The organism is Tenacibaculum todarodis (assembly GCF_001889045.1).
Taxonomy (GTDB): domain Bacteria; phylum Bacteroidota; class Bacteroidia; order Flavobacteriales; family Flavobacteriaceae; genus Polaribacter; species Polaribacter todarodis.
In genome coordinates this window covers 2,657,081-2,676,805 of the sequence record NZ_CP018155.1, presented here as the reverse complement: position 1 = coordinate 2,676,805, position 19,725 = coordinate 2,657,081, and the positions used below count along the sequence as shown (strand labels likewise).

Annotated in this window: 20 protein-coding genes and 1 pseudogene; 15 read left to right on the top strand and 6 right to left on the bottom strand. The window is 28.6% G+C overall.

The window, feature by feature from the left end:
- The first annotated feature begins 64 nt into the window (after positions 1 to 64).
- Both LPB136_RS12240 and LPB136_RS12235 read left to right on the top strand, forming a co-directional pair.
- Positions 65 to 886, top strand: coding sequence for a GLPGLI family protein (locus LPB136_RS12240; protein ID WP_072556603.1), 822 nt, complete (start codon positions 65 to 67; stop codon positions 884 to 886).
- Entirely contained in the window at positions 870 to 3,494 is a 2,625-nt protein-coding gene (locus LPB136_RS12235) for a carboxypeptidase-like regulatory domain-containing protein (protein ID WP_072556602.1), read from the top strand. The genes LPB136_RS12240 and LPB136_RS12235 overlap by 17 nt, the downstream gene beginning before the upstream one ends.
- 11 nt (positions 3,495 to 3,505) lie before the next feature.
- Here LPB136_RS12235 and LPB136_RS12230 read toward each other — a convergent pair whose 3' ends face one another.
- Together LPB136_RS12230 and purN are read right to left on the bottom strand one after the other, a co-directional pair.
- Entirely contained in the window at positions 3,506 to 4,144 is a 639-nt protein-coding gene (locus LPB136_RS12230) for a ribonuclease H1 domain-containing protein (protein ID WP_072556601.1), read from the bottom strand.
- Complete coding sequence (gene purN, locus LPB136_RS12225; protein WP_072556600.1) at positions 4,137 to 4,706, bottom strand: phosphoribosylglycinamide formyltransferase; 570 nt, start codon at positions 4,704 to 4,706, stop codon at positions 4,137 to 4,139. The genes LPB136_RS12230 and purN overlap by 8 nt, the downstream gene beginning before the upstream one ends.
- Positions 4,707 to 4,884: 178 nt before the next feature.
- Here purN and LPB136_RS12220 point away from each other — a divergent pair, with 178 nt between their 5' ends.
- The 5 genes from LPB136_RS12220 (at position 4,885) to pyk (ending at position 9,089) form a co-directional block, all read left to right on the top strand.
- Entirely contained in the window at positions 4,885 to 5,121 is a 237-nt protein-coding gene (locus tag LPB136_RS12220) for an acyl carrier protein (RefSeq protein WP_004569249.1), read from the top strand.
- 7 nt (positions 5,122 to 5,128) lie between these two features.
- A complete protein-coding gene (fabF, locus tag LPB136_RS12215; RefSeq protein WP_072556599.1) occupies positions 5,129 to 6,379 on the top strand; it encodes a beta-ketoacyl-ACP synthase II in 1,251 nt (416 codons plus the stop codon).
- A 4-nt stretch (positions 6,380 to 6,383) separates the two neighbouring features.
- The gene (rnc, locus tag LPB136_RS12210) at positions 6,384 to 7,121 is read left to right on the top strand and encodes a ribonuclease III (RefSeq protein WP_072556598.1); all 738 of its coding nucleotides are present in this window, start codon (positions 6,384 to 6,386) and stop codon (positions 7,119 to 7,121) included.
- A gap of 67 nt (positions 7,122 to 7,188) precedes the next feature.
- Positions 7,189 to 7,659 carry an IPExxxVDY family protein gene (locus LPB136_RS12205; protein ID WP_072556597.1) on the top strand — a complete coding sequence of 157 codons (471 nt, stop codon included), beginning with the start codon at positions 7,189 to 7,191 and terminating at the stop codon, positions 7,657 to 7,659.
- 2 nt (positions 7,660 to 7,661) lie between these two features.
- A complete protein-coding gene (pyk, locus tag LPB136_RS12200; RefSeq protein WP_072556596.1) occupies positions 7,662 to 9,089 on the top strand; it encodes a pyruvate kinase in 1,428 nt (475 codons plus the stop codon).
- A gap of 230 nt (positions 9,090 to 9,319) precedes the next feature.
- On the opposite strand, the gene LPB136_RS12195 is transcribed toward pyk, so the two are convergent.
- Entirely contained in the window at positions 9,320 to 9,547 is a 228-nt protein-coding gene (locus LPB136_RS12195) for a helix-turn-helix domain-containing protein (RefSeq protein ID WP_072556595.1), read from the bottom strand.
- Between the two features lie 24 nt (positions 9,548 to 9,571).
- Between LPB136_RS12195 and LPB136_RS14220 the strand changes: the two are divergent.
- The 6 genes and pseudogenes from LPB136_RS14220 to LPB136_RS12165 all read left to right on the top strand — a co-directional run.
- Positions 9,572 to 9,712, top strand: a pseudogene (locus LPB136_RS14220) (pentapeptide repeat-containing protein); the annotation flags it as partial.
- Between the two features lie 351 nt (positions 9,713 to 10,063).
- On the top strand, positions 10,064 to 10,297 hold the full coding sequence (locus LPB136_RS12185) for a hypothetical protein (protein WP_072556594.1): 234 nt from the start codon (positions 10,064 to 10,066) through the stop codon (positions 10,295 to 10,297).
- Between the two features lie 53 nt (positions 10,298 to 10,350).
- Positions 10,351 to 11,091: a GLPGLI family protein gene (locus LPB136_RS12180; RefSeq protein ID WP_072556593.1), complete on the top strand. Its 741-nt coding sequence runs from the start codon at positions 10,351 to 10,353 to the stop codon at positions 11,089 to 11,091.
- A gap of 24 nt (positions 11,092 to 11,115) precedes the next feature.
- Positions 11,116 to 11,841 carry a GLPGLI family protein gene (locus LPB136_RS12175; protein WP_204218336.1) on the top strand — a complete coding sequence of 242 codons (726 nt, stop codon included), beginning with the start codon at positions 11,116 to 11,118 and terminating at the stop codon, positions 11,839 to 11,841.
- A gap of 152 nt (positions 11,842 to 11,993) precedes the next feature.
- Positions 11,994 to 12,740 carry a GLPGLI family protein gene (locus tag LPB136_RS12170; protein ID WP_072556591.1) on the top strand — a complete coding sequence of 249 codons (747 nt, stop codon included), beginning with the start codon at positions 11,994 to 11,996 and terminating at the stop codon, positions 12,738 to 12,740.
- A 9-nt stretch (positions 12,741 to 12,749) separates the two neighbouring features.
- Entirely contained in the window at positions 12,750 to 15,398 is a 2,649-nt protein-coding gene (locus LPB136_RS12165; protein ID WP_072556590.1) for a carboxypeptidase-like regulatory domain-containing protein, read from the top strand.
- On the opposite strand, the gene LPB136_RS12160 is transcribed toward LPB136_RS12165, so the two are convergent.
- Positions 15,393 to 17,696: a M20/M25/M40 family metallo-hydrolase gene (locus LPB136_RS12160; protein ID WP_072556589.1), complete on the bottom strand. Its 2,304-nt coding sequence runs from the start codon at positions 17,694 to 17,696 to the stop codon at positions 15,393 to 15,395. The two genes, LPB136_RS12165 and LPB136_RS12160, sit on opposite strands and share 6 nt — an antisense overlap.
- A gap of 99 nt (positions 17,697 to 17,795) precedes the next feature.
- Between LPB136_RS12160 and LPB136_RS12155 the strand changes: the two genes are divergently transcribed.
- Entirely contained in the window at positions 17,796 to 18,266 is a 471-nt protein-coding gene (locus tag LPB136_RS12155) for a CBS domain-containing protein (protein WP_072556588.1), read from the top strand.
- Here LPB136_RS12155 and LPB136_RS12150 read toward each other — a convergent pair.
- On the bottom strand, positions 18,263 to 18,613 hold the full coding sequence (locus LPB136_RS12150; protein ID WP_072556587.1) for a hypothetical protein: 351 nt from the start codon (positions 18,611 to 18,613) through the stop codon (positions 18,263 to 18,265). The genes LPB136_RS12155 and LPB136_RS12150 overlap by 4 nt on opposite strands.
- A complete protein-coding gene (locus LPB136_RS12145) occupies positions 18,603 to 19,145 on the bottom strand; it encodes a GNAT family N-acetyltransferase (protein ID WP_072556586.1) in 543 nt (180 codons plus the stop codon). Before LPB136_RS12145 ends, LPB136_RS12150 begins: the two co-directional genes overlap by 11 nt.
- 190 nt (positions 19,146 to 19,335) lie before the next feature.
- Between LPB136_RS12145 and LPB136_RS12140 the strand changes: the two genes are divergently transcribed.
- Positions 19,336 to 19,671, top strand: a complete 336-nt coding sequence (locus LPB136_RS12140; protein ID WP_072556585.1) for a single-stranded DNA-binding protein — start codon at positions 19,336 to 19,338, stop codon at positions 19,669 to 19,671.
- The last annotated feature ends 54 nt before the right edge of the window (positions 19,672 to 19,725 follow it).

The following is a 19,725-nucleotide window of genomic DNA, read 5'->3' as shown; positions in this document are numbered from 1 at the left end:
ACTATTAATATTAAAAGTTGAGTTTTAAATCTTTATTTTAGAACTCAACTTTACTTAAATTTCTATGATAAAAAAAGCTATAATTATATTTTTCTTATACTTCTCTATTACAATATTTTCTCAAGATAAAAAAGGAGTTGTGTTTTATGGACAAAAAGAAAGTATGGGAATGGGTTCAGATATAGGTATTGATTATACATCTGTTCTAGTATTTAACAAAGATGAATCAATTTATATAACTAGAAACGATTCATTAGAAAAAGGAAATATTCGTGAAGAACAAACCTTTAAGGATAAAAACAATGTTTATATGGTAACTAAAGCCACTAATAAATATGGGTTTAGGTATTATACAGATTTCAACAAAGACAGTTTATATAGTAGGGGTTTAGGTTTTACCTATGTAAAAGAAAAAAAACCTAAAATAAAATGGAAAATTACAAAAGAAACAAAAAAAATAGGAAACTATTTATGCATTAAAGCAATTACTAAGTTTAGAGGAAGAAATTATACTGCTTGGTACACACCAAAAATTGCAATAAAATATGGTCCTTGGAAACTACAAGGTTTACCTGGTTTAATTTTAGAAGCATACGACACAAAAAAAGAGATCTACTTTTATTTTAAAAATTTAAAATACCCAGCAATTACTAGTATTAATATAGCAAAACCTGTAAAACAGCCTAATCAAATTCATAAAAAATGGATTACTTTAAAAGAATATCGAAAATTTTTAATAGACGCTTATTTAAATTCTATTAATAGTGGTAGAGTTTTTGCTGAAAATTTTAATTCTGCAGACACAGAGTCAAATGTAAAACTTCAACTAAAAGATTCATTTATTGAAAACTTTGAAATAACTGAATTTTATGATAAAAAAAGGTAATTTTCTGTTACTATTATTTTTTGTTACACACTACATAATTTCTCAAAACATTAATATTAAAGGAAAGGTTATTGATAAAGAACACAATAACCTTTCTAATATTACAATAATGATTTACGGAAATGGCCAATTAATATCATACGGATATTCTAACGAAAAAGGGGAGTTTCAAATTTCTATAAATCAGAATAAATTAAAAACATTAACTATTGTTGCTAATGGTTTAGGTTTTGAAGAAGAAAAAAATATCATTAACATATTAAAAAGTACAATAAATACTAATTTCTTATTACAAGAGAAAAACGAAATATTAAAGGAAGTTGTGCTTGAAACTTGGGAAAAGATAAAAGTTAAAAAAGATACAATTGTTTACAAAGTATCGGCATTTAAAGATGGTTCAGAAAATGTTGTAGAAGACTTACTTAAAAATATACCCGGAATGGAAATTTCTTTAAATGGTACTATAAAAGTTAATGGTAAAGCTATTGACAAATTACTTGTTGAAGGCGATGATCTTTTTGATGATAAATACAAATTATTAACTAAAAACTTAGATGCAAGCACTATTAAAGAAGTAGAATTACTTACTAACTTTGAAGATAACCCTGTGTTAAAAAGTTTTCAGGAATCAGAAAAAATAGCTTTAAATTTAAAACTTAAAAATGATAAAAAAAATGTTTGGTTTGGAAATTTAGATTTGGGTTTTGGAACAAATAATAGCACTAATACAACTATAAATATTGGTTTACTGAAAAATAAAATAAAATTCTTTAATCTATCAAACATAAATAGTATTGGAAACTCAGCTGTTTCACAAGTGAAAAATGAAAAAACAATAAATTTTACTGGATTTAATGTTAATAAAAAAAATGAAAAAACTAATAACGAACTTATAACTATTGACAATCTATCATCTTCAAATTTCTCTAATGATGAAGATGTTTTTAATAATTCTTTTTTAAACTCACTAAGCTTTGTCACTAATCTCTCTAAGCAAACAAAATTAAGAAATCTGACCTATTTTACTTATGATGATATAGAAAAACAAAATAATAACATCACTAAATATTTTATTGAACCTGAAACAATTTCTTTTATAGAACAAAATAAAATTGAAATTAAGGATATATCATTTGCTACAGAATTTGAGTTAAAATATTTATCAAAGAATGATGAGTATTATACCTATAATTTCATATTTGAAAACAACCCAACTAAAAATAATGGAAATCTTATTTTTAATAATGAAAAAGTGGTTCAAAAATTAAAAGAAAAAAAACAGAATTTTTTCAATCACTTAAATTTCACAAAAAAAATTTCTAACAATACCTTATTGTTAGCATATGCTTATTTAGGCATAAATAACACCAAACAGAATTATAGCATTCTACCAAATACTTTTAGTGACGTTTTTAATAATGATGGAGCTTTAACAATTTATCAAAAAAACAACACACCTCTTACTTATTATGGTTTAAACTCTGAGTTAATTACAAAAAAAAATAAGGCTGAGTATGGATTAGAATTTTCAGCAACAGTAGATAAAGATAAGATTATTAGTAGTTTTAGATTTGACAATATCCATAAAATCGATTCATTATCTAACCATGTTAATTACAGAAATCAGAAAATCTCTTTAAAAGGAAAGTATAACTACAATATTTCAACACTATTCAAAGTAAGAAGCTCTCTATCTATAGAGAAAAATTATATAAATCTAAACAAAAAGAATAATCAATACTTTTTTGTAAACCCTAAGATAAGTTTGCATTCCAATAAAACCAAAATTGGTAATTTTGGTGTGAGTTATGGTTTTCAAAATAATTTACCAAATTCAAAATATTTAACTGAAAGTTATATATTAACAAATTATAGATCATTTAATAAAGGCTTCGATAACATTCAACAATCAAACAATCATAGTTTTGGTTTTTACTATACATTCAATAATTACAAAAAACAATTTTTAATTAATTCTTTTTTGTTACATAGTTTCTCTGATAAAAGTTATGGTGTAAAGAGTTTAATTTCCGACAACGTTAATTTTAACCAATATACTATAGTAAATGGAGGAAAACTAACTAATTACAATTTAAGTGCAACAAAATACTTAAAAGATGTATCTAGTAGCTTAAAGTTAAGTACTCAACAATCATGGTCAAATAATCCTGTAATAATAAACAATATAACAAGTAATGTGGAAAACTACACTTCAATATATAGAATGCAAGGAACCACATATTTTAGATTACCAATAAATTTTAAATTTGGTTTTCAACTTAACTATTCTAAAGGAAAATTTAATGAACAGTTTTCTACTAACAGTTATTTAGAAAGTAGTTTAGACACAAGTATAAAAATATCTAATAATTGGTTGTGTAAGTTTGAAAACAATTATTACTCTATAAATTCTAAAGATTATTTGTTTTCAAATATAAACTTAAATTATAATCCTAAAAAGAGTAAATTATCTTACCGATTTAAAATTAACAACCTCTCTAATATAACAAAATTTAACGATGTATTTCTGTCTGATTTCCAGAGAAATGAAACAAGTTTTAAAATAGTTCCAAGATATTTTTTGTTAAACATTAAGTATGTTTTTTAATAACACACCTTTTATTTTCTACCAAAATCCGCAGGAATTTCTCCCCACGCTTTGGTTTCCCATTTTAAAATAGGGTTTTTATAGGTGTTTTCTTTCAGCCATTTTTCGGCACGCTTTATCAACTCTAATACATCTTTATTAGACGAATCGAAGACAACATTAGTTCTACATTGTTTCCTTTTAACCCAAGACATTGCAATTTTAGAATCAGAATAAATTGGTAAATCGTCCATTTTTTTGCTCTTTAAAAGCGCAATTCCATGAACAAGCGCTAAAAACTCTCCAATATTATTGGTTCCTTTTTTAAAAGGACCTTGAATAAAAACTTGCTTTTTAGACTTGGTTAATACGCCTCTATATTCCATTTTTCCAGGATTTCCAGCACAAGCAGCATCAACAGCTAAACTTTCTAAAATTGGAGAACCGTAGGTTGCTTTTTCAGCAGTTGAAAGTGTTGGTTTTTTTGTGTTTTTCCCTTTGTAATCTTCATACCTTCCTTTGAAAGCCTTTTCGGCTTCGTTCAAATTAGCAAAAGCTTTGTATTGCGCACCTTCAAAACCATCAATTTGTGTTTTACAAACTTTCCAAGAAGTAAAAACACCCGTTTTTTTTCCCTTCCAAACAACGTAGTATTTTTTTTTCTTACTCATGCTGTAAAATAACACTTTCTATAACCTTCGGAAAATGTATTTGTTCTAGTTTATGAATATTATTTGCAATATCTTCTGGAGAATCTTCTCTTGAAACTGACGTTTTTGCCTGAAAAATGATCGCTCCTTCGTCGTAATTTTCGTTTACATAGTGAATTGTGATGCCAGTTTCTGTCTCATTATTCATTTTTACAGCTTTATGAACATTCATTCCGTACATTCCTTTTCCACCATATTTTGGCAATAATGCAGGGTGAATATTTATAATTTTATTTGGAAATGCTTTAACAATCTCTGAAGGAATTCTCCAAAGAAATCCGGCTAAAATGATAAAATCTGCTTCTTGCAATAAAAAATTAAGTACAGTTTTATCTTTTCTAAAGGCATCTTTATCGAACAGGGAAGCCATTATACCAAGGCGTTCAGCCCTTTCAAAGACTTTGGCATGTTCATTGTTAGACAGCACATGAGTAACTTCCGCAGTTTTGTTCAACTGAAAATAATTAATAATATTTTCTGCATTAGTACCAGACCCAGAGGCAAAAATAACGATACGTTTCATTTATTTATAAGATTGTGATGTTACTGCAAAAAAAAGAATAAATATTAACAAATGTGATTTCTATTGGATAAGATTATAATTTTATTTACTTTAGAACTCATTTTTCGAGCAAAAATTAGATTGAATTAATAAAAATAGTATTTTTGCCTCGATTTTAAATTTAAAAAATTAGAACATTATGTCAGACATTGCATCAAGAGTAAAAGCTATTATCGTAGACAAATTAGGAGTAGACGATAACGAAGTAACAACAGAAGCTAGCTTTACTAACGATTTAGGAGCAGATTCTTTAGATACTGTAGAATTAATTATGGAATTCGAAAAAGAATTTGATATTCAAATACCAGACGATCAGGCTGAGAACATCGGTACGGTTGGTCAAGCAGTAAGTTATATAGAAGAAGCAAAAAAGTAATTTTTATATGCAATTAAAACGAGTTGTAGTAACTGGACTTGGCGCATTAACGCCTATTGGTAATAATATTGAAGAATATTGGAACGCATTAGTTAACGGAGTTAGCGGTGCAGCGCCTATCACAAGATTTGATGCTGCCAAGTTCAAAACTCGTTTTGCATGTGAAATTAAAAACTTTGAAGTAACGGACTTTATTAACAGAAAGGACGCACGTAAAATGGATCCATTTACGCAATATGCAATGGTAGCTTCAGACGAAGCAATTGCAGATGCAAATTTTGATCTAGAAAAATTAAACAAATTACGCGTAGGTGTAATTTGGGGAGCAGGAATTGGTGGCTTAGAAACATTTCAAAACGAAGCTATGAATTTTGGTGCTGGAGACGGTACACCAAGATTTAATCCGTTCTTTATTCCAAAAATGATTGCAGATATTGCTCCTGGAAATATTTCCATTAAAAATGGATTTATGGGACCAAATTATACTACAGTTTCTGCATGTGCATCTTCTGCTAACGCAATGATAGATGCTTTAAACTACATTCGCTTAGGCACTTGTGATGTTATTGTAACTGGTGGCTCTGAAGCTGCGGTTGTAATTTCTGGTGTTGGTGGTTTTAACGCCATGCACGCATTATCTACAAGAAACGAAAGTCCAGAAACGGCATCTAGACCTTTTGATGGAACCAGAGATGGTTTTGTTTTAGGTGAAGGAGCTGGCGCACTTGTTTTAGAAGAGTACGAACATGCTAAAGCACGTGGCGCAACTATTTATGCAGAAGTTATTGGAGGCGGAATGTCTTCTGATGCACATCACATGACGGCACCACATCCTGAAGGAATTGGTGTAATTGCTGTGATGAAAAACTGTTTAGAAAATTCAGGAATTAAACCTGAAGATGTAGATCACATTAATACACATGGAACTTCTACTCCACTTGGAGATGTTGCTGAGTTAAAAGCAATTTCTGAAGTGTTTGGAGAGCATGCTAAGAATATTAATATCAATTCTACCAAATCAATGACAGGTCATTTATTAGGAGCTGCAGGTGCTGTTGAATCTATTGCTTCAATTTTAGCAATGAAACACGGTATTGTTCCTCCAACAATAAATCATACAACTGTTGATGAGAACATTAACCCAGAATTAAATCTTACTTTAAACAAATCTCAAAAAAGAGATATAAAAATTGCTTTAAGTAATACTTTTGGTTTTGGAGGTCATAATGCATGTGTTGCGTTTAAAAAATTAGATTAATTATATGAATAACTTCCTTCGTAGAATAGTAAAACCTCAAAACAAAGAAGATGAGGACTTTTATTATGAAATGAAAGAATTACTCAATTTTAAACCAATAAAGCTTTCGCATTATAAAAAAGCATTTACACATCGTTCCATAAAAGAAACGGATAGTAAAGGAAATCCAATTAATTACGAACGCTTGGAGTTTTTAGGTGATTCTATGTTGGGTTCTGTAATTGCTTCTTATTTATACAAAAAAGTTCCGTCTGGAGACGAAGGTTACCTTACACAAATGCGCTCTAAAATTGTAAGTAGAGAGCATTTAAATGAGTTGGGTAAAGACCTAGAACTTATTAATTTTGTAAAAAGCAACATTTCTAACGATCATATAGGAGATAATATTCACGGTAATATCTTTGAAGCATTAATTGGCGCTATTTATTTAGATAGAGGTTACAATTATTGCAATCAATTTATTTACGATAAAGTTATAGAGCCTTATGTAGATATTGAGCGTTTAGAGGGAAAGATTACAAGTTACAAAGGGCTAATTATAGAATGGTGCCAAAAACAAAAGAAAAAGTATTCTTTTGACACCTACGAAGATACTGGCAACCAAAACATAAAGCACTTTAGTGTAAAAATTAGCATTGATGGTAATTTTGTAGCAAAAGGAAGAGCCACTTCTAAAAAGAAAGCAGAAGAGCAAGCTTCAAAAAGAGTATACTACGCTATGCAAGACTTAATTACGGGTTAAACAAGTTACCTATAACGTTTTCGTAAGTTTTACTATAAGCTAACATTACAATGCTTAACTTTGTTTTATGCAAGTACACGCGTTAAATTTTGATGATTTTTGCGAAGATAATTACACGTTAATAGGAATTCATACTACTTTAGAAGATTATAAGTTAGCATATTTGCTTAATAAAGAACTTAAAACTACTTTTTCTAGAGCAGCTTACGATTTAGATTTTGAAGGAAAAAACAGCAACGCTTCTTTTCCTGTTTACAAATTTACAGATTCTAAATACGACTTTGATTGGTTTTTAATTTCCAATATCTTTTCTAACAACACCAATACATCTTCAGAAAACGTATTATTTACAAGTGAAACTAAAAATTATTTAATACCAGAAAAGAAAAAAGTAGATTTTTTCTTAAAAATAACTGGAGATATCAATTATGCTGATGTACAAGACGCATTAACAAAAATAAAAACTATACCAGAAGTTATAACTTCTTACATAATAGATCAAACAACATTAAAATCTAAAGATTCTTTAATTTTTTAACTATGCCACATAATAAAAAAACCAAAATAGTTGCAACACTAGGACCTGCAACCAATACAAAAGAAATAATTGCAGAAATGGCAGCCAAAGGTGTAAATGTTTTTAGAATAAATTTTTCGCATGCACAATATGACGTTGTAAAAGAGCGAATCAAGATGATTCGTGAAATAAATGAAGAACGAGGTTATAACGTAGCCATTTTAGCCGATTTACAAGGTCCAAAACTTCGTGTAGGAGTTATGGAAGAAGGCGTTATGTTAGAAGACGGAGATACCTTTACTTTTACCACAGAAGAATGTATTGGAACCAAAGAAAAAGCTTTTATGACTTATGGACGTTTTCCAAAAGACGTAAAAGTTGGTGAAAAAATCTTAGTAGACGATGGGAAATTATTATTTGAAGTTACAGCTACTGATAAAAAAACTGCAGTAACTACCAAAGTAATTGTAGGAGGTCCTTTAAACTCTAAAAAAGGGGTAAACTTACCAAATACAGCAATTTCACTTCCTGCGTTAACAGAAAAAGATAAAAAAGATGCAATTTTTGCATTAAAATTAGAAGTAGATTGGATTGCATTATCATTTGTTAGAAATCCAGAAGATTTAAGAATGTTACGCGATTTAATTAAGCATAATTCCGACTTTAGAGTTCCCGTAATTGCAAAAATTGAAAAACCAGAAGCTGTAGAAAATATAGACGCTTTAATTCCGTATTGTGACGGATTGATGGTTGCGCGTGGAGATTTAGGTGTAGAAATACCAATGCAAGATGTACCTATTATTCAAAAGAACTTGGTATGTAGAGCAAAATTAGCACGTATTCCAGTAATCATTGCGACACAAATGATGGAAACTATGATTGAAAACGCTGTACCAACACGTGCAGAAGTTAACGATGTTGCTAATTCTATTATGGATGGAGCCGATGCTGTAATGCTTTCTGGAGAAACCTCTGTAGGTAAACACCCAATTAAGGTAATTCAAAAAATGACTGAAATTATTGGAAGTGTAGAGTATTCAGATTTAATTCAAGTTCCCTCTGCGCCACCACATATTAGAACCAACAGATTTATCACAAAATCAGTTTGTCATCATGCCGCATTAATGGCAAATGATATTGAAGCCAAAGCAATTTCAACCTTAACAAATAGTGGTTATACAGCCTTTCAAATTTCAGCTTGGAGGCCAAAATCGCACGTGTTAGTATTTTCATCAGAAAAAAGGATTTTAGCCCGCTTAAACTTACTTTGGGGCGTTAGAGCATTCTTTTATGACAAAAACGGAAGTACAGACGACACTGTAGAAGACATCAACAAAATTTCAAAAGCAAAAGGCTTTGTAAAACAAGGCGATTATATGATTAACTTAACCTCTATGCCAGTTGAAGCTAAAGGAATGGTAAATACCTTACGTGTTTCGGAAATTGAGTAGAAAGCTGTAAAGCTGAACTTGTTTCAGCTTCTCATTTTCTTTACTTTGGGCGTTACCAAAACAAAAAAGTGCAACTATTTCTAGTTGCACTTTTTTGTTTTGGTCGGGCTTTACACTATATCTTTTTTTGGTGAGATTCCTGCCTTCGCAGGAATCTCACCAAAAAAAGGATGCCGTTTCGATCCCTAACGCGGGCTTGTTTATAAAGGTATTTTCTTACTTAAAACTAGTTAATTATCCATTAATGCTGACGCAGGTACATCTAAAGCTTCCGCTATTTTAAAAAAACGAAACATATCTAAACGTGTTTTACCTTTCTCAATTTTATGGTACGCACTTTGCCCTAAACCAATTTTTATGGCAAAATCCCATTGTGATAAACCTGTTTTTTCTCTTTCTTCTCTAATACGTTGTAACAACTTAGTATTTAAAATTTCTGCCTTAGCATCATAACTCATAAATAATATTTTTTAAGGGGGAGTAATTTTTGGAATAGTAATTTTTGGAATAGTAATTTTTGGAATAGTAATTTTTGGAATAGTAATTTTTGGAATAGTAATTTTTGGAATAGTAATTTTTGGAATAGTAATTTTTTTCTTTCAAAACAAAGATACAAAAATTAAAAAAGAACTTCTACGGCTTTTTTAGCTCCGTATTTCTACGAAGGTAGCTTCGTAGAAATACGGAGCCAAATAAGAATTAAAAATATTAGGAAACTCCAAAATACTTTTTAAACTTTGAGGAACTTAAAACAATAAGAATGAGATTGCTATGAAAAAGAAAAATCCTCTGCTTATAAATTTAAGAACACAAATTGACTAAAATAAATGTTTAACTTAAAATTATTGCCAATGAATTGACAAAACACAAACAGAGGAAAGTATTGCAAAAGTAATACACCTCGTAGAAATTAAAAAACATTTTAACAAGTCTTTATAGGAAAGGCTTTAATTAACAATTTAAATTTTTATAGTATGAAAAAAATAATATTAGTACTAGCATTTGTATTTGCTAGTAGCAGTTTAGTGAATGCGGAAAATCTAGAAACAAAAGAAGAAGTGGTAACTGTTAAAAAAGACTGTTTTGATTTCGCAATAGATTTTTTAATAGTTTACGAATTATTAAATGGCCCTACAGATGATGTTACTGGAGCAGAAGTAATGAACAATGGCTTAGGAATTTGTTGGTTAATAGGAGGAGAAATATAATTTAAATTAATAGCCTCTCTTAAATTTCACAAGAGAGGCATAAAAATAAATAAATGAAAATTAAAATATTAATATTAATTTATGTTTTTTATAGTTCTATTGTTTTTTCTCAAAAAAAAGGAGTTGTAATATATAATGTTAAAATAGATACAACAGGTTTTGATAAAAAAACTAAAGATCAAAATAAACAAGCTGTAAAGCTTATTAAAAGTATTACTAATAATTCTAAAAACTACAAATTAAAATTATCTTTTAAAGATGATAATTCTTATTATTCTTTAATTAATAAAGGTCTAAATACGGATTCTGAATCTAACTATAAATTGAATTTGAGTAAAATAATGTTTAAAATAAGAAGCAAATTTTATTATAAAATTAAAGATAATTACATTTTAGAAGAAAAAGAATTTTTGGGAGATATTTTTTTGGTTAAAAAAAATAAAAAAATATCTGATTGGAAGTTATTAAATGTAAAAAAGAAAATAGGAAAATATATCTGTTATAAAGCAGAAAGAGATTATGTTTATGAATCTAGAAAAGGAAAAGTAACTCAAAAGCAAATTGTCTGGTACACGACTGAAATACCACTTCCTTTTGGTCCAAAGGAATTTGTTGGATTTCCTGGATTAGTTCTTAAAGTTCAAGCAGGTAAAATTATTTATACAGCAGAAAAAATCACTTTAAATCCAAAAGGCAAAATTACAATAAAGAAACCTTTGAAAGGAAAAATGATTACAGAAAAAGAATTACAAAACCTTGGAAAAAAAGCTATGGGAGAATTTACTCGTAATTAATTCTCTTGAGGTAAACTAATTTCTATGAAACACTTAAAAATAATACTATTCTTTAGTCTTGTTACTAATTACGTAACAACGTTTTCTCAAGTTAACTTTTCTGGAATTGTACATTATGAATCTACAATAAACAAAAACACACTTACAAATTACTTAAAAAACAGAAGAGATACTATTGATGAGAATTTAGTAAAAACGTTAGACAAAGTATATTTACAATTAAAACCTATACAATCAAAACTTACGTTTAATAATGGTTCAGGTCTTTTTAAAGTACTTGACCAAATGAGTACCAAAGACAATGATCTAGGAATGAATATAGCAAAAGTAAGCGCTGGTGGTTCTAAAGAATATTTTTATGATGATCCAAATAAAAAATACTTAATAAAAGATTGTGAAACTTTAGGAGAATGTTTTGTATACCCAAATAAATATTTAGAGTGGCAACTAACTCAAGAATCTAAAATAGTTAATGGCTATAGAGTTTTTAAAGCAACCCGAAGCAACCGAAAAGTTATTGCTTGGTATACTACTAAAATTCCTGTAAATTTTGGGCCAAAAGGTGAATATGGTTTACCTGGTTTAATTCTTGAAATAGAAATTGGTAAAACTATTTTTAAAGCAAAAAAAATAATTCTAAATCCTAAAGAAAAAATAAAAGTAAAAAAACCAAAGGGAAATTTAGTAACCTTAGAAGAATATTCTAAAATGATAAAAAAAGGAACACAAAGTATTTTTGGTAAAAAATAAAACAATTCTATTTTCTATCAAAACTCACAAACTAGCATGTGAAAATTACAATTACATTCACTTTTATAACTAAAAAATTAGTTTAAACTAATTTTTTAGTTATATTTAAACTTTCAATATTATTGACAAACTAATTTCTTAAAAAAAACACTATGTTTAGCCGTATATTAATCTTTCTATTTACTTTTTCAACAATAGTAATAAACGCACAAATTACTAAAGGGAAAGTACATTATACTATATCAATAGAACCTTTTGATAGTAAAAAAATTGATTCTTTAGCAAATAGTCCTTCAATTAAAAAAGCTAACATGCGTAAATGGATGAAAGACTTCTTAAAAAATAATGAAGATGTTACAAGTATCTTATCTTTTACAAATAATGAAGCTTTATATATGCTTGAAGAAAAAATGCAACTAGATGAAAAGAAAGTTAATTTATCAAGAATAATAGCAGGTGGTAAAAATAAATTTTACACAAATACAACTACAAAAGAATATTTTAAGCAAGTAGAAATTGGAGAACTATTACGAGTAGAAATGAAACCATTTGATTGGAAAATTACACAAGAAACTAAAACAATTGGTAAGTATATTTGTTACAAAGCAACTGCTACTAAAGAAACAGAAAACAGTAGAGGTTTACATAAAAAAACAACTACTGCTTGGTTTACACCAACAATCCCCGTTAATTTTGGACCAAAAGAATACTTTGGGTTACCTGGTTTAATCTTAGAAATTATAGAAGATAAAAAAAGTATAAAAGCTACTAAAATAACTTTAAATACAACAGAAAAAATTACCATAAAAAGACCCACTAAAGGAAAAAAAATGACGCAAGAAGAATATGATGAAATGGGACGTGATTTTTTCAAAAATTTAGACAGAAGAAGAAACTAATTATAATCTATGTTACAAAAATCACTATTTGTAATTGCCTTAATTTTTAGTCTTTTTACAAATGCTCAAAACATTAAATTAAAAGGCAGTGTAAAAGATAGTTTACAAAATCCATTGTCTTTTGCTAATGTAATTGCAAAACCTAAAGATGTAAACCAAAACCTATCTTTTGCCATTACTGATGAAGAAGGTAACTATGCCCTGACTTTAAAAAAAGACAATAGTTATACCATTAGCATTAGTTTTATGGGTTACGAGCCCTTAAACCAAACAATAACACCAACTAAAAACACAACCAAAAACTTTATTTTAAAAGAAGCTAAAAACCAATTAGATGAAGTGGTTATAGAATTGCCAGTTTCTGTAAAAGGAGATACAACCACTTATAATACCGAGCATTTTGTAACAGGAGAAGAACGCAAACTAAAAAACGTACTTAAAAAACTACCTGGTGTAGAAGTCACCAAAGATGGAAGCGTTACAGTACAGGGTAAAAAAGTAACCACTATGTTGGTAGATGGTAAAAAGTTTTTTGGTGGTGGTACAAAATTAGCGGTAGATAATATACCCGCAGATGCCATAGACAAGGTACAAGTTTTAGACAATTACAACGAAGTTGCTTTTTTAAAAAATGTTTCAGATTCTGATGAAATGGCAATGAATATTCAACTAAAAGAAGATAAAAAGCGTTTTCTTTTTGGTGATATAGAAGCAGGAAAAGGCAATAAAGAGTATTATAAAACACACGCAAACTTATTTTATTATTCACCTAAAACCAATGTTAATTTTATTGGAAACCTAAATAATACTGGCGAAAAAACGTTTACGTTTAAAGATTATTTAAGTTTTTCGGGCGGTATAAATGCAGTATTTAGCGGTAATTTTAATTTTAGAGGTGGAGATTTTAGTCAGTTTTTAGAAAGTAACGATTTGGTGAGCAGTAGCCAACGATTTGGTGCTTTAAATATTACCAAAACAACCTCAGATAAATTAGATGTTTCTGGTTATGTTCTTTTTTCGCACACCAATACACAGAATTTTATAGAAACGTTAAATGAATATTCTTCATTTACAGAACAAAAAACACAAGAAAACAGTCAGAAAAACGTGTTAGGTATTGGTAAGTTATCTTTGGAATATGCGCCAAATGATACGGAACAATGGTATGCAAGAACACAGGTTAAAAAAACAAACAATTATAAGAACAATAGTATTGTTTCTTTAATAAATGAAAATAATAACAGCATTTTAACAGACAATACAAATGGCGCTTGGTATGTAAACCAAAATATAGAATGGCATAAAAAGCAATCAGAAAAACACACATTTTCTGCCACAGCAAATTATACTTTTGATGCTAACAATCCAACCACTTTTTGGAATACAACAAACCCTATTTTACAAGGTTTAATTCCGTTTGATGATTCGCAAAACGAAAACAGACTTCAACAACTTAAAGAAAACAAAAAACATCATTTACACACCGTTTTTAAAGACTTTTGGGTGTTAAATAATAGCAATCATATTTATACAACGGTTGGTAACACGCATCAGCAAGAAAAATTTGTGAGTTCTAGTAGTCAAATTTTAGATAATGGTTCTCAGAACAACTTTACTTCCGCAGGTTTTAACAATACAACAGTTTTTAAACACAATGATTTTTTTGCAGGAGTTCATTATAAATTTAAAACAGGAATTTTTACTTTTAAACAAGGTGCATACTTGCATAATTACAATTGGCAAGTAAACCAACAAACACAAATTGACAAAAATAAATGGGTTGTTTTACCTGATTTTTTGATGAAGATTGAATTCAACAAGTCTAAGAAAATTCAAGTAAACTATAATTTAAAATCCAATTTTACAGACGCTTCAAAATTGGCAAATCGATTTTATTTGCAATCGTATAATTCGGTTTTTAGAGGAAGTGAGAATTTAGAAAACGAATTATTTCATTCCGCAAGAATTAGATATAGTCGTTTTAGTTTGTATCGAGGTTTAATGTTTAATGCAAGTATTAATTATAATAAAAAACTTAACGGATTTAGAAATGCTGTGGAGTTTGATGGTGTTAATCGGTTTTTAACAATTCAATTATTGGAAAATCCGTCAGAAAATTGGGGTTTCAATTCTTCGATTAGAAAACGAATCAAGAAAATTAGATATAAATTATCAAGTAATTATAGCAATGCTTCATATCTGCAAAATATAGACAATATGTTTTCAACTAATAAAAATGAAAACTATTCTTTTGATGTTGGTGCTGAAACATTATTTGATGATTTCCCAACAATTGAAGTCGGTTTTAAAAGAAGTATCGGTAATTTCACTTCCAATAATTCAACTTCAAAATTCACAACAGATGAACCTTATATAAACGTAGATTACGACTTTTTAAAAGGCTTTATTTTTAATTTTGATTATACACATTATAACTATCAAAATAAAGCGCAAAGAGTTGAAAATAGTTATGAAATTGCAAACACAACATTATCTTATAAAAATGATGATAGCGCTTGGAGTTATAAGGTTACAGCACAAAACTTATTCAATACCACTTTTAAACAAGACAATCGATTTTCAGACTATTTAATTTCAGATACAAAAACGCATATTTTACCTAGAATCATTATGTTTTCTATTGGTTACAACTTATAAACTTAATTTCTTAGACGTAATTATAGCATCATTAGTAACAAAAGGCATTGGCATCATTATAGAATCTCTTGGCGTAATTTTAAATGCTGAGTTACTTAATAAATCGTTAGAAACTTCATTTAAAATAAACTCTAAGTTCTGCCCCTCTTCAACTTGAAATTTTAAGTTCAATTCTTTGTCTTGGTTTGCAAAATAATAGATTAAAAAAGTACCGTTTTTTGCTTTCGCTTTATCTCTATCTTTTGTCAATACATTATTAACAAACAAGCTATCAATTATACTTCCGTTTGTAGATGAAATTTCTATTTTAGTTATGTTTCTTTGCGGTTTTATGGTGAAATCTACGTTTCTTTTTCCATTGAAAATAGTATCCGAATTCATACTAATTTTGGAAGATTTTATTTGTTTATTATCAGTTCTTGTATGGTATTTAAAAGTAGATCCATATTTACTTGACGTAATTGAGTTTTTTATGTTTCCTTCGGAATAATTATCTCCTAATTTCTGTGAAATATAGTTATCAAAAGTGGTATTGTAAGTTCCAAAATAGGCCATTTTTGTTTCTTCATTCTGAAAATACACCAAACTGTTTGGGCGCTTATTATCTACTGAAAAAGCACTATTAAACGTTGCAACTCCAAAGAATAAAATTGCTAAGAATCCAAAAGAACGTTGTAAATTATTTTTCTTTTTCTGCTGATAAAAAACTGGCACCATTAATCCGAATAACAACACAATAAAGAGTGCAGAAATAAACAACATTTTCAACCCTAAACCTACCGGAAACATTTTTACCAAAGGCGCAAACATATAAATTGTTGGTATTGACAAAAGTGCAAATAAAACAGGTTTAGATTTCTTACGAACATCCATAAATACTAAAGCAGCAAGTATTAATAAGGCAATAAAAACAGGAATTATAAAAAATGCTGCACCTTGTAAATATTGATATACAAGTCCGTTAATTAGTAACCAAAAAGTAATTGGAGCAATTAACAAATCGGCTTGAGAAATATCTTTAAAAAAGTAGTTGTAAATTTTAAAAAGTATCCAAAAAGTTAACATTGCAAATGCTATAATATATTGATATCCGTTGTAGGTAAAACCGTGCAACATATCTTTATAATGCGGATGAATTAGTAGTAATAATTTCCACAAACTAAAAGCAATTAAAGGAGCAACTACCAATGAAGATAAAAATGGAATAAATCCTTTAAAAATCCCTTTTGAAGTTAGTTTTCCATAAGAAATTCCGAAGAAAATTAAAATAATAAAAATACCTAAAGCAATACATAACATTGGTAAAACCCATGAAAACGGATAGGTTAATAAGGTTAAAAACGGAAAATTCACATACACTAAATCTTTATCTGAATCTAAATTAGACAAATCGGAATTTGCAAAATATGGCAACGTTGCCATTAAATAATCGGCTTGTTGTATTAACGATTCTCTGTCTAATCGTTCGTAATTATCTTGCGCTGTGTGGTAATCGAAATGATCTCCAATAAAAGCAAAATTGAATCCGTTTATATTGGCATCTTCTCTAAAAACGGTTAAGTCTGTATCATTTGGTAACATTTTATAAATGCTGTACATTAAAGAATTTGCAGCTGTAAAATTGGGTTTTGCTTTTTTAAATTCTGTAAGTAATTTACTGTTTTTTCCGTTGGTTTCCATTAGCATATAACTTGGACCACCACTTCCTCTTGCTTCAAAATTTAAAACCAAACCAATGTTTTTTGTCCACGGATGAAAATCTACAAATGCCTGTGCGCCTAATAAACCAATTTCTTCTGCATCAGAAAGTAAAATTATAATGTCGTTTTTAGGTTGCTTATTTTTAGCTAAAAAAGCACGTACAGCTTCTAAAATTGTAACTACACCAGAACCAGCATCACTAGAACCAATTGCGGAATGTGGATTGCTATCGTAATGCGATAATAACAACAAGGCTTTTCCTTCTTCAGTTCCTTTAATTTTTGCAATTACGTTTTCTGTTGTTGTTCCTACAAACCACTTTGCTCTAAATGCTACTTGTGTTTGAATTTCTGTTTGCAAACCTAATTTTTTAAGTTCACTAGCAAGATAATTCTGCACTTCTTTATGTGCTTTTGTTCCTGGAAAATGACTTTCTTTCGAAATCTCTTTTAAATGACTAAGTGCATTTTCGATAGAAAAACCTGTAGTTTTTTCTAATTTTTGAGCAGTAGAAATGTTTGGTTTTAAGGCTGAAAAAGACCAGTAAATTGTTCCTACAATTAGTAGAATGTATAATAGTTTACTTATTGCGTTCATCTAAAAATATTTTCTCTAAAGGTAAAGAATAAAATTTTTAACTACTAAACACCTATAACTAATTAAAAATCAGTATTTTTAGTTTTAAAACTAACTAATATGGGTATAATTAACTTTCAAGGAAAAAGGAGTAATGAGCAAAACGAACAAAATGAACCTATTTTGGTGCGTGATTATATGACAAAAAAACTCATCACTTTTAAAGCAGATGATTCTTTAGATCATGTAATTAATTTACTAATTACCAATAAAATTTCTGGAGGGCCAGTTGTAAATGATCAGAATGAGTTAATTGGTATTATTTCTGAAACAGATTGTATAAAGCATATATCTGAAAGCAAATATTATAACATGCCAACAGACAGTAATAATACAGTTGGTAATAACATGGTAACGGATGTTGATACAATTGACAAAAATATGAATATTTTTGATGCTGCTTTTAAGTTTCTTAGTTCACGTAGAAGAAGATTTCCTGTAGTAGAAAACGGAAAATTAATTGGGCAATTAAGCCAAAAAGATGTTCTAAAAGCTGCTTTAAAAATACAGGGAAATACTTGGAATGGTTAATCTTGTTTCACCAACAAATACATTTCATTTTCTAGTTCTAAATAACCTTGATCATACACATAAAAATATACATTGCCTGTTTTTGTGGTGTATATTGATGTGAACAACCTAAAATCAAAACCTCTATCAAATAACTTTCTTCTTGTAGCTTTTGTTTTTCCAGATACATTTAATTCCGTAAGAATTTTGTAATTTTTTCGTAATCTATTATTGGTATTTCTAATGAGGTTTTTACTCTCTTTGTTCACTTTATTATTGAAGGTATTCCTGCAATAATCGGAGCAGAATTTTTTATCAATTCTACCCACAACTTTTTCGCCACATTCTAAACAATTTTTAGTTTCCATAGTTTTCTTTTTTTAATTCATACCAATTGGCTTTTACATTTTCATAATCAAATTGATTTACTAACTGTAATCCTATTTTAGTTAAAATTCTATTTGAACCAATATTTTCTTCTAAAGCTGCTGCGCATATTTTGTTATACTTCATTTCTGAAAAACCAAATTCTAAACAAGCTTTTGCACTTTCTAATCCATATCCTTTTTTCCAATACTTCGGAATAAAACGATATCCAATATCAATAAAATTTTGAATTCCATTAACAGCTTCTTTTTTATCTTGATTGAATTTTAAACCGCTCCACCCAATAAAATCTCCCGAAGTTTTTTCTATACAAGTAAACCTTCCAATTCCTCTTTCTTTGTATTGTTTTTGAATAAATTGAATGTTTTCTAAGGCTTCTCTTTTACTTGAAATAGGTCTGTTTCCTAAATACAAATGTACTTTTGGATTAGCATCTAACTCAAACATTCCATCTAAATCGGTTTCTTTTATTTCTCTTAAAATTAATCTTTCTGTTTCTAAATAAAATTTCATTTATTATAAATTGCTGATTACAAATATATTAAATAAAATTTAATCGACAACATTCATTTACTATCGAAAACAAACGTTTAATAATCGTTTTTAATTTGCATACTGTTTCATATTTGCAGTGTCAAAACGAATTGACAAAAAAACAAATTATAAATATGCACTAAAATATAGGTGCAATAAAACTTATCTTATGAATACGTTAAGAAACAAAGTACAGTTAATTGGAAGATTGGGTCAAGATCCAGAAATTATTAATTTTAATGACGGTAACAAAATGGCTAAATTTTCTTTGGCTACAGATGAAAGTTACAAGGACAATAATGGAGAGAAAGTAGAACGTACTTTTTGGCACAACATTGTTGTAAAAAACGGCTTGGTAAAAGTTATAGAAGAATATGTAACCAAAGGACAAGAAATTGCTTTAGAAGGTAAATTAAGCTACCGCAATTGGGAAGATAAAGAAGGAAACAAGCGCTACACAACAGAAATTGTTTGTAATGAATTGTTAATGTTGGGTGGGAAATAAGTTTAATTAAAAAAAGGATATTGTTAAATAACAATATCCTTTTTTCTTATATCT

What these genes read in the sequence shown, in the direction of transcription:
- LPB136_RS12160 (WP_072556589.1), bottom strand. Translation starts at nt 17,696, where the DNA reads ATGAACGCAATAAGTAAACTATTATACATTCTACTAATTGTAGGAACA.
- LPB136_RS12155 (WP_072556588.1), top strand. Translation starts at nt 17,796, where the DNA reads ATGGGTATAATTAACTTTCAAGGAAAAAGGAGTAATGAGCAAAACGAA.
- purN (WP_072556600.1), bottom strand. Translation starts at nt 4,706, where the DNA reads ATGAAACGTATCGTTATTTTTGCCTCTGGGTCTGGTACTAATGCAGAA.
- LPB136_RS12235 (WP_072556602.1), top strand. Translation starts at nt 870, where the DNA reads ATGATAAAAAAAGGTAATTTTCTGTTACTATTATTTTTTGTTACACAC.
- rnc (WP_072556598.1), top strand. Translation starts at nt 6,384, where the DNA reads ATGAATAACTTCCTTCGTAGAATAGTAAAACCTCAAAACAAAGAAGAT.
- LPB136_RS12150 (WP_072556587.1), bottom strand. Translation starts at nt 18,613, where the DNA reads ATGGAAACTAAAAATTGTTTAGAATGTGGCGAAAAAGTTGTGGGTAGA.
- pyk (WP_072556596.1), top strand. Translation starts at nt 7,662, where the DNA reads ATGCCACATAATAAAAAAACCAAAATAGTTGCAACACTAGGACCTGCA.
- LPB136_RS12185 (WP_072556594.1), top strand. Translation starts at nt 10,064, where the DNA reads ATGAAAAAAATAATATTAGTACTAGCATTTGTATTTGCTAGTAGCAGT.
- LPB136_RS12170 (WP_072556591.1), top strand. Translation starts at nt 11,994, where the DNA reads ATGTTTAGCCGTATATTAATCTTTCTATTTACTTTTTCAACAATAGTA.
- LPB136_RS12165 (WP_072556590.1), top strand. Translation starts at nt 12,750, where the DNA reads ATGTTACAAAAATCACTATTTGTAATTGCCTTAATTTTTAGTCTTTTT.
- LPB136_RS12175 (WP_204218336.1), top strand. Translation starts at nt 11,116, where the DNA reads ATGAAACACTTAAAAATAATACTATTCTTTAGTCTTGTTACTAATTAC.
- LPB136_RS12180 (WP_072556593.1), top strand. Translation starts at nt 10,351, where the DNA reads ATGAAAATTAAAATATTAATATTAATTTATGTTTTTTATAGTTCTATT.
- LPB136_RS12240 (WP_072556603.1), top strand. Translation starts at nt 65, where the DNA reads ATGATAAAAAAAGCTATAATTATATTTTTCTTATACTTCTCTATTACA.
- LPB136_RS12220 (WP_004569249.1), top strand. Translation starts at nt 4,885, where the DNA reads ATGTCAGACATTGCATCAAGAGTAAAAGCTATTATCGTAGACAAATTA.
- LPB136_RS12145 (WP_072556586.1), bottom strand. Translation starts at nt 19,145, where the DNA reads ATGAAATTTTATTTAGAAACAGAAAGATTAATTTTAAGAGAAATAAAA.
- fabF (WP_072556599.1), top strand. Translation starts at nt 5,129, where the DNA reads ATGCAATTAAAACGAGTTGTAGTAACTGGACTTGGCGCATTAACGCCT.
- LPB136_RS12195 (WP_072556595.1), bottom strand. Translation starts at nt 9,547, where the DNA reads ATGAGTTATGATGCTAAGGCAGAAATTTTAAATACTAAGTTGTTACAA.
- LPB136_RS12230 (WP_072556601.1), bottom strand. Translation starts at nt 4,144, where the DNA reads ATGAGTAAGAAAAAAAAATACTACGTTGTTTGGAAGGGAAAAAAAACG.
- LPB136_RS12140 (WP_072556585.1), top strand. Translation starts at nt 19,336, where the DNA reads ATGAATACGTTAAGAAACAAAGTACAGTTAATTGGAAGATTGGGTCAA.
- LPB136_RS12205 (WP_072556597.1), top strand. Translation starts at nt 7,189, where the DNA reads ATGCAAGTACACGCGTTAAATTTTGATGATTTTTGCGAAGATAATTAC.